Genomic DNA, 6,314 nt, shown 5'->3' on the forward strand with positions numbered 1-6,314 from the left:
ATTAACCCATGGCAGGCTATGACAAATTCCAGACAGATATGGCAAAGGGAAGATTCACCTTCCCTGTTGCCATCCTTATATGCCTGCTTCTCCGGATCATCACCGGCAATGAATGGCAGGATGTAATCAATTTGCTAGTCTGTGCTTTGACTGCTTATCTGCTGATCGAGATAAACACCGCCTTCACGCTGATACGGACACGCAGTACCTTGCATGTCAGCTTTTACATATTCCTGTCCACAACCTGTCTGTTTCTGCATTCCTTCCAGTATGCCGTTTTTGTGCCGCTCGCCTTTCTGATCGCTACTTCCCAATTATTCAGTAGCTACGAATCTCCCTATCCGGCGGGAAGTATATTCCACGCTTTCTTTTTCATCGGACTGGGAAGCCTGTTGTTTCCACAGTTACTTTATTTTGTACCTCTGTTCTATTTGGGAATGATTAGTTTCAGATCCCTGTCACTCAAAAGTTTCTTTGCCGGGCTTACAGGACTCTGTATGCCCTACTGGCTCTTTTTCGGTTACGCGTTCTATTACGACAAAATGAATCTCTTCTATCACCCTTTACAGGAGCTTATTCATTTTCAACCCATCAGTTATGGGACATTAGGAATGGACAGGATCATATCCTGTGGAATCATCACCTTGATATCACTGGTCAGCAGCGTGCATTATTTCCATGTTTCTTATTTAGATAAGGTGCGCACGCGTATATTCCTTTCTTTCCTGATCACCGTTGAAGCCTGGATTTATTTACTGGGTATCTTACAGCCACAGCATTTCGACATCCTGTTACAGATGCAAATCATTGTAGGGTCCATTTTAACAGGACATTTATTTACTTTAACCCACAACCGCTTTACCGGCATCTTTTTCATCATTACATTTGTTTTATTAATAGTTCTAACTATATACAATTTATGGATGCAATTCTTCAATTCCTGATCGACTGGGGATATTGGGGCCTTTTCCTAGGCTCTTTTATAGCCGGAAGTGTTCTCCCGTTCAGCTCGGAGGCCGTACTGGCAGCCTGTGTCGGTCCGTTGGGCTTAGACCCGGTGATCAGTATAGCTGCCGCCACCGCCGGCAATGTTGCCGGCGGCATGACCTGCTACTGGATGGGACATCTGGGCAATATGGAATGGATCGAGAAATATTTTCATGTAAAAAAAGAGAAGATGGACCGTGCGGAGCGGTTTGTACACGGACGGGGTGCCTGGATGGCTTTCTTCGCCTTTATCCCTATTTTGGGAAGTGCCATATCCATTGTATTAGGCATGATGCGTGCCAATATATGGATTGTCATTCTCGCTATGACCATCGGAAAGATACTCCGCTACGCCTTATTGGTATGGGGGGTATTGGAAGCCTCCGCTTTAATGCATTAAAATTATGAAACTGGAACAAACAGCAGATGGAAGTTATACCCTCTATGTACCCGAACTGGACGAACATTATCATTCGGTGAAAGGGGCACTGACGGAGTCACAACATATCTTTATCGAAATGGGATTAAAACATTCTCCCGTTTCCGAGCCCCACATTCTGGAGATAGGACTAGGAACAGGGCTGAATGCCTTTCTGACACTGCTTTCAGCAGAAGAAACCCGACGGAAAGTACATTATACCGGTATCGAACGCTATCCGTTAGCCGAAGAAACCTTGAAACAACTGGACTACCCCCGCCTGATCGGCAAACAGCATGAGGAGGATTATTACGCCATCCACCAGGCACCCTGGGACACGGAAACAGAGGTATCCCCTTGGTTCACATTACATAAAATTGAAGACGATTTTACCCGGCTTTTCAACCCGGTGGAAGGCAGCCGTTCTGCCGTTCCCTTATACGATATCGTCTACTTTGATGCCTTCGCTCCCGACAAACAACCCGAAATGTGGGAACAATCTCTCTTCGATACTTTATACAAGGTATTGAATGACGGAGGTATCCTGACAACTTACTGTGCCAAAGGGGTGGTAAGAAGGATGCTGCAAACAGCCGGATTCACAGTAGAACGCCTTCCCGGCCCTCCGGGGGGAAAACGCGAGATACTGCGGGCAACCAAGTCTGATTAAACTTCTAGGACCGAAACTGATAAATGGTCAAGTTTCACCTAAAACAGTAAAACCGTTGTAAAATCCTTCAAATCCGTCATATATGCATAACTGCATATTTATCAGCAAATTACCATGAAACATTCATCGCTGAATCCGTCATAGATTCTTCATATTCTTTTTCCACGCTGAGATGATTGCCGTTATATACATAAAAAATCTCCGGCTTATCACAAGCCAGAGATTCTGTTTTATAAATTTAAAGTTTTTATTATATAAGATTCTCCCGTCGGAGAAAGTCTTATCTTGGAATTGTTAGTGAGAGTGCCCCGAAAGTCACTCTCATTTTTTAAGACTCTACTGTTAGAAACAATTAGTTCAAAGTCTGTACATAGAATGTCAAGTCTTTAGTCATGCCAAATACATCTGTGATATGATATGTGATTTCGATAACCTTACCATTACCTACTTCCTTGGCAATATCAAACTTCATCTTGTTGGTATTGGCAGTTTGAGCAGCACCGTCTAAGATATAAGTTACCACATTTGTAGCCTGTTGATCCATCTTGGCAGAAGGATACAAGCCATAGAATGAAGGATCAGCCTTATCTACAACAATGCTTTGTCTGTTATTTACCAATGAAGAGTTCAATTCGGCACGTAATGCAGCAGTTACACCTTGTGCGGCAGCACGGTCAAACAGATAGTACGGTTTGTCGAATGCATCAGCCAAAGTGAAATCAGTATTGCTTACTTCGAATGCATACTTCAAAATGGTCTGCAAACCATCTGTTGAATAAACAGCTTTTGCAATGAACGGATTCTCTTTTGTACCCTTAGATGCTACTTTTGCAACCTTAGAGTCAGCAATACGGCTGGCGAACTGTAATATAATATCATCCTTAGCTTCTGTATAAACATTGAAGTGATGATATTTAACATCGGTCAAAGTATATGCATCCATGTTACCGGCTGTGCCATAGAAGCCGATTGTATTCCATTCAGTATATAATGAGCTATTTGAGATATCGGCAAGAGTTACATAGCTTTCATTAGTCTTACCAATAATTTGGAACGAGTTAGTCGGAACCAATACTTCATACCAGTTAGCTTCAACATTTGCTTGTGCATTGTAAGCACCATTCTGGTAATTATAAACTCCCTTGAATGCATCACGCATATCAGCAGCAACAGCATCATAGCGGTCCAACAGTTTTTCACCATATACTTTCAATACATCATTTCCGTCTTTGTCTTTAGACCAAGCAGACGTACGGTTAGCTACAGATTCACGTTTGATCGGGCAGTTAGTAGGCATCTGCAATTCGAATGAGAAGTTCATTCTTGCCACTTCGTATTGATCATAACGAGTTGCGATTTCTACACGGAACGCGTTGTCCAAAGGCAATGCAATCTTCGTGTTGTCACCACTATACTGACGATCGTCTGTTGTGTAATAAGGAGCAGTTACATGTCCTCCTAATTCACTGTCAACCTTGAATGTTACCTTCAATGCGGTAATCTTATCCAAATCACGGATGTTTCCGGTCAGACAAGACTTGCCGGTTGCGTCTACATAATCAAATTCAATGTATTTGTCCAGCAATGCACCATTGTATGCAACACGGTCCCAAGTACCTTGGTTGTTGATAGGATCACCACCGGTCAGTTCTACCTTGAAGTCAAGGTCATTGCTACCATATTTCTTATCGAATACACTTCTGTTGATTTCTTGTGGATCGGTTGAATTACCCATGCTGCGTGCAATCGCATCAATCCATTTCATCTTGCCTGCATCTCCCAAAGTATTGAAGAATTCTGTCAAGTCAAGTGCCTTACTCCATCCATACCATCTGGTTTGATCGGCAATAACCGTAGCATTGAATGGCGCAACGATATCTTCCAGGAACTTGTCAGGAACAGTCACAGCCTCATCATTAAAGTTGACAGAGAAGTAAGTCTTACCTTTCTGACCGTTTATCAAGATGTAGTTGTAAATGAACGGAATAGTATTGTTCACTACAGCTTCTTTCTTAGCGATGAAACGATAACCGTCTTCAGTAATCTCCACACCATATTTTCTGATGGATTCATCTGTAATCTTACTCTTGTCTATTTCCAGATAGTAGTCGTATACCAATACAGAGTCTTCTGCCCATTGATCATAGCCGTCAGAACTACATCCTAGTATATCGAAGGAAGGAGTATATTCCTTTCCATACAAGAATGAGCTTCCTGAAGGAGCAAATGTCAAGCCATTAATGTAAATGTTTTCAGTTGCGTTTACATTGCTGGCTTTGAATGTATATACAAACGGGGATTTTACTACTTCTCCATTATTTTTTGATGTAGCTTTCAGTGCAAACAGGTACTTGTCACCATCATTAGCCTTGAACTGGCCTGCATAGTCAGGACGTCCCTGGCTTCCGGCTGCATCCAAATCCCATTTCTGTACGTCACGAGGCAGTAACCACATACCGTTGGCCGATGTAGCACGGGTAGCTGTAGTAGCTTTGCCGGTCCATGCTTGGGGAGCACCAAAATTCAATCCCCAAGGAGTGGTGTTGTCTGTAGATACAAACGCCCAGTCATAAGCGTCAGCATCAGCACCTGCGGGATTCACTTGCATCTTGATGTCGCGGTCGGCAGTAGGATACATACCTTTCAACATTTTGCCGTTTACAGCTTTATGTCCTGCCCAATCCACGTCATTATTCAATATACCATAATAGATATCGAAATCTTGAGCATAGTTTTGTCCGTTCAGTTCAGGAATAATGCTTAACAATGCAGCTCCACCCGGAATAAAGATAGTTTTCGGCTCACCGTTTGCTTCTGTTACAGTAAAGTTGTAACCACCGGCAACTTCAACCACTCTCAGACCACCGGCAATATATTCGGTATCCACGTATGCACCTTTTTCAGCATCCCATACCTGCCAATAACCAGTTTCCTCGTTCACTTTGGCATCGTGTCCGGCAGCGGCAGCATCACCCGGTTCGCCTTGGTCACCTTTGTCACCCTTATCACCTTTGGCAGGATATTCAGATTTCACACCGTCAAATGCCCAGTAACCGTCGATAATGGTCACAACTGTACCATTCTTACCGTCTTCACCCTTGTCACCTTTAATAGTTTCAATGGTACTCGTAGAGTTGTCACTCCAGGTTACAGTGATACCGTCACCGTTCTTCACTACGTTGGTAACATACTTACCAGCATCAACTTTTGCCTGTAAAGCTGAAAGAGCCGACTTGATATCGACCAGTTCCTTGTCGATGCGGTCAATGTCCTCATCATAGTCTTTACAAGACACAAATGTTCCTGTTGACGAAACCATTAAGGCTCCGAACAGAACTGCACTTAAAAACTTTTTGTTCATAAATAAAGATTTAAATTTATAAATTTAAAAAACTAAAAATTGGTTATACATATACTGTTATAAAAGGACTTCATTCTTTATTTCCAAGTTTACCAGATTCCTCTCGCGCGCCGCATACCGTTTCGGTGTCATACCCGTCTGACGGACGAAAGCCAGATAGAAAGGACTCTTCGAGCCGAAGCCACTCCGTGACGGAACCTCACCCAGCGGACAACCGCCGTTGCGAAGCAACTCCTTAGCGTATTCCACCCGGTAGCGGTTAAGCAACTCCTTCAGGTGACAACCGAAGTAGCGGTTCACCGCATTGCTCAGGTAAGTCTGGTTTGTTTCGAGCATCACACTCAGTTTCTTTAACGAAAGAGAGGAATCAAGGAATGCCCGACGTATCTCCAACTGATACAATATACCTTTATATATAAGGCTGTCTGCCGGACGAACATCCGACAGTGACGAGAACCGCGCCGTCCACTCGCGACCGGCGGCACGATAGAGCAATGCCTTCTGCCTTACAGAAGTGCCGCTCGTCTTTTTACGTCTCAGAAACAGGTATTCCATCTAAACTCGTTATTCGTTCTTATTGGCTTTTTATGCAGATCTCTTAGTAAGAGATCGACAAACAGACGATAACAAGCTTTAAATCAAAACATTAACTATACACATACAAGGTTAAACCAGAGCTGGCAGAACTAGAAGAAATACTTTTTTTCACAATATTCCATATTTTTTCCGCGAAAAGTGTACTAGTTATCAAAACTTTCCTTATTTTTGCACGTGAAATGTCGATCTCTTACTAAGAGATTTACCTCAAATCCGCAACTAAGCCCTTGAACGTCCTTATTGCGTTTACACGTCCTCTCATTACTGAATTTGCAGATAAT

The 6,314-nt window shown here is 43.0% G+C and carries 5 protein-coding genes; 3 read left to right on the plus strand and 2 right to left on the minus strand.

What is annotated here, in order from left to right; translation table 11 throughout:
* The first annotated feature begins 8 nt into the window (after positions 1-8).
* From AB5935_RS04100 to mnmD, 3 genes are read left to right on the plus strand one after another with little or no spacing between them, the layout of a single operon-like run.
* On the plus strand, positions 9-944 hold the full coding sequence (locus AB5935_RS04100; protein WP_007834101.1) for a hypothetical protein: 936 nt from the start codon (positions 9-11) through the stop codon (positions 942-944).
* Entirely contained in the window at positions 920-1,387 is a 468-nt protein-coding gene (locus tag AB5935_RS04105; RefSeq protein ID WP_007834102.1) for a YqaA family protein, read from the plus strand. The genes AB5935_RS04100 and AB5935_RS04105 overlap by 25 nt, the downstream gene beginning before the upstream one ends.
* Before the next feature lie 4 nt (positions 1,388-1,391).
* On the plus strand, positions 1,392-2,075 hold the full coding sequence (mnmD, locus tag AB5935_RS04110; RefSeq protein WP_007848019.1) for a tRNA (5-methylaminomethyl-2-thiouridine)(34)-methyltransferase MnmD: 684 nt from the start codon (positions 1,392-1,394) through the stop codon (positions 2,073-2,075).
* 352 nt (positions 2,076-2,427) lie between these two features.
* On the opposite strand, the gene AB5935_RS04115 is transcribed toward mnmD, so the two are convergent.
* Together AB5935_RS04115 and AB5935_RS04120 are read right to left on the minus strand one after the other, a co-directional pair.
* Positions 2,428-5,436, minus strand: coding sequence for a PL29 family lyase N-terminal domain-containing protein (locus AB5935_RS04115; protein WP_368327329.1), 3,009 nt, complete (start codon positions 5,434-5,436; stop codon positions 2,428-2,430).
* 57 nt (positions 5,437-5,493) lie between these two features.
* Positions 5,494-5,991 carry a helix-turn-helix domain-containing protein gene (locus AB5935_RS04120; protein WP_007834107.1) on the minus strand — a complete coding sequence of 166 codons (498 nt, stop codon included), beginning with the start codon at positions 5,989-5,991 and terminating at the stop codon, positions 5,494-5,496.
* Positions 5,992-6,314 lie beyond the last annotated feature (323 nt).

It is taken from the genome of Phocaeicola sp. RTP21198st1_B8_RTP21198_201120, from assembly GCF_040929485.1.
Lineage (GTDB): Bacteria > Bacteroidota > Bacteroidia > Bacteroidales > Bacteroidaceae > Phocaeicola > Phocaeicola dorei.

Excerpts from the sequence above, each read along its gene's own strand:
- mnmD (WP_007848019.1), top strand. The coding sequence starts at position 1,392 with ATGAAACTGGAACAAACAGCAGATGGAAGTTATACCCTCTATGTACCC.
- AB5935_RS04105 (WP_007834102.1), top strand. The coding sequence starts at position 920 with ATGGATGCAATTCTTCAATTCCTGATCGACTGGGGATATTGGGGCCTT.
- AB5935_RS04100 (WP_007834101.1), top strand. The coding sequence starts at position 9 with ATGGCAGGCTATGACAAATTCCAGACAGATATGGCAAAGGGAAGATTC.
- AB5935_RS04115 (WP_368327329.1), bottom strand. The coding sequence starts at position 5,436 with ATGAACAAAAAGTTTTTAAGTGCAGTTCTGTTCGGAGCCTTAATGGTT.
- AB5935_RS04120 (WP_007834107.1), bottom strand. The coding sequence starts at position 5,991 with ATGGAATACCTGTTTCTGAGACGTAAAAAGACGAGCGGCACTTCTGTA.